Consider the following 3,027-nt stretch of genomic DNA (forward strand, 5'->3'; position numbering starts at 1 on the left):
CCCGACGGCACCCGGCGGTGCCCGGCGCGGACGCGGCCGGGTGCCGTCGGGGACAGCGGTACCCCGCGTGTCCACAGGCGGCCGACCGTTTCCAGCAGGGAGTGCGCGCCGGAGGGCCCGGCGGCCCCACCGTCCGGAGCGACACTCGGGGCGGGACTCAGGGCGGGCAGGTACGCGACGCCGGACGAGGAGGACGCGGCCGGGGACGAGGACGCGGCCGGGGACGAGGAGGACGAGGGCGGGAACTCGGTCTCCGCCCTGGCCGTTGACCAGGTCTCCGTCCCGGCCGCAGACCGGATCCCCGCCCCGACCGCAGACCCGGCCCTCTCCCCGGTCCGGGCGGCGGCGATGGTGCGGACGGGGCCCGAGAGGGTGTCGCCGGGACCCAGTTCGACGAAGGTGTCGTAACCCTCGTCGAGGAGCCGGGCCACGGCCGCGCCGAAGCGCACGGGGCGGGCCGCGTGCTCGCGCCAGTACGTGGGGCTCAGGTCGGGCCCCCACTGCCCGCTGACCGTGCTCAGCATCGGTACGGCGGCCGGGAGCACGGCCAGCGCCTTCGCGGCGTTGCCGAGCGGGTCGAGCACGGGCTCCAACAAGGGGGAGTGGAAGGCGTACGAGACGCGCAGCCGGCGCGCGGCGACACCGCGCGCCGTCAGGGCGGCGATCGCGCGGTCGACGGCGTCGGACGTGCCGGCGATCACCAGCTGGGTGGGCGAGTTGACGGCGGCCACACACAACGCGCCGTCGGACGCGGCGATCACGGGGGCGATCACGGGGGCGACGGTGTCCTCGTCGCCCCGGACGGCGGCCATGGCGCCCGGTGCGGCGAGCTCACCGATCAGGCGTCCACGTTCGGCGGCGAAGGCGAGCGCGTCCGGGAGGGAGAGGGCGCCGGCGAGGTGAGCGGCGGTGATCTCGCCGACGCTGTGCCCGACGACCGCGTCGGGGCGCACCCCCCACGCGCCGAGCTGCGCGGCGAGGGCCGCGCCGAACGCGACGAGGAGGGGCTGCGCCACCTCCGTCCGCGCCAGCGCCTCCGGGGTGACGCGCTCGTCCAGGCACCACGAGGTCAGGGAGCGGCCCAGGACGGGGCCGACGAGCGCGGACGCCTCGTCCAGGGTGTCCCGGAAGGCGGGGCCGGATCGGTACAACGCGCGTGCTTGAGCGGGGCGTTGGGCACCCTGACCGGGGAGGACGAAGACGGTACGGGGCCGGGCGCGGGTGGGTTCCGCGTCCCCGGCGTGCGCGGCCATCTCCAGCCGGCGGACGAGGTCGCCGTCGGCCACGACCGCGAGACGGTACGGGGTGTCGTCGCGCGCGGTGCCGACGGCGGCGCAGACGTCCGCCTCGGCAAGGTCCGGACGCGCCCGGAGGTGCGCGGCGAGCTCGGCGACGGCCGCCCGCAGGGCGCCGGGGGTCCGGGCGGACAGGGTGAGCAGACACGGCCCGGTCCCGTCGGCGGCGGCCCCGACGGGGCGGTGGCAGCGGGCTTCCCCGCACGCATGGTGGCCGGTGTCCCTCTCCCTGCGAGAGTCCGCGTCCCTGCGAGAGTCCGCCTCCCCGCGAGAGTCAGCGTCCCCGCGAGGGTCCGCCTCCCCGCACCTCCGGCGACCCGTGTCCCCGCCCCTGTCGCGGTCGGCCTCCCCGCCGTCACGGCGATCCGTGGTGGCCGGCGCCTCCTCCAGGATCGCGTGGGCGTTCGTGCCGCCGAAGCCGAACGCGTTGACCCCTGCGGTGAGGGGGCGGTCGTCCGGGGTGGTCCAGGGCTCCGGCTCCGTCACGAGGCGGAAGCCGGGGGCCGTGTCGGCGAGGAACGGGGCGGGCCGGGCGGCGTGCGGCGTGGGCGGGAGCCGGCGGTGGGTGAGCGAGAGGACGACCTTGACGAGGGCGGGCATCCCGGCCGCGTTGAGCAGGTGCCCGAGGTTCGCCTTGACCGAGCCCAGCCGTCGCGGGAGCCCGTCGGGACGCGGCGGGAACGCCTGGCCGAGGGACCGCGCCTCCACCGGGTCCCCGATCGGCGTACCCGTGCCGTGCGCCTCGACGTAGGACACGGCGGCCGGATCGACCCCGCACTCCGCGTACGCCCGCGCGATGACCTCGCGCTGCCCGCGCGGCGTGGGCGCGAGCAGCCCGAGCGAGCGGCCGTCGTTGTTCACCGCCGTCCCGCGTACGAGGGCGAGGACCGGGTCGTCGGCGGCGCGGGCCTCGTCGGGGCGGGCGAGGACGAGGACCGCCCCGCCCTCCCCGGGCACGAACCCGTCGGCGTCGGCGTCGAACGCCCGGCACCGCCCGGTCGGCGACAGTGCGCCCGTCGCGTCGAGCAGCCGGTGCCCGGTGCCCGTCAGGCCCAGGTTGACCCCGCCGACCACCGCGAGGTCGCACTCCCCGGCGGCGAGGCTCCGCCGGGCCAGGTGCAGCGCGACCAGCGCGGACGAGCACGCGGTGTCGACGGCGAGCGCCGGGCCGGTCAGGTCCAGCACCTGGGAGACCCGGGCGGCGATCAGGTTGGGCAGGTTGCCGGTGAGGGCGGCCGGGTGGCGGGCGAGGTCACCGTCCGCGGCCTCGGCCAGAACCTCGCGGTAGCCGCTGTCGCCGGTGGCCGCGAACACGCCGACCCGGCGGCCGGCCCGGCGGGGGCCCGCGTACCCGGCACGCTCCAGTGCCTCGTGGGCCAGTTCGAGGAAGATCCGCGCCTGCGGGTCGGTCGCCCTCGCCTCCGTGTCGTCCATCCCGAAGAAGTCGGCGTCGAAGAGCGCCGGTTCGGGCAGGAAGGAGCCGAACCGGGTGTTCGGGCGGGGCCCGTTCCCCCAGCGGTCCTCGGGCGGCGCGCCGACGGTGTCGCCCCCGGCGGCCAGCAACTCCCAGAACTCCTCGGGCGATCCGACACCGGGGAACCGGCACGCCACGGAGAGCACGGCGACGGCACCGGAGGAGACCACCCCGCCATGGCCACGGTCACGGGGAACAGCAGCAGCCGAAGTGGCGGTTGCCACCGCCACGGGCCTTGCCACCGCCACGGGCCTTGCC

1 protein-coding gene is annotated in these 3,027 nt (G+C 77.4%); it reads right to left on the minus strand.

Annotation, left to right across the window (positions count from 1 at the left end):
* Positions 1-3,027 (minus strand): type I polyketide synthase (locus tag AOK15_RS36325; RefSeq protein ID WP_157870479.1); only part of this gene is annotated, 3,027 nt, incomplete at both ends.

Source organism: Streptomyces ossamyceticus, from assembly GCF_001418475.1.
GTDB lineage: Bacteria > Actinomycetota > Actinomycetes > Streptomycetales > Streptomycetaceae > Streptomyces > Streptomyces ossamyceticus.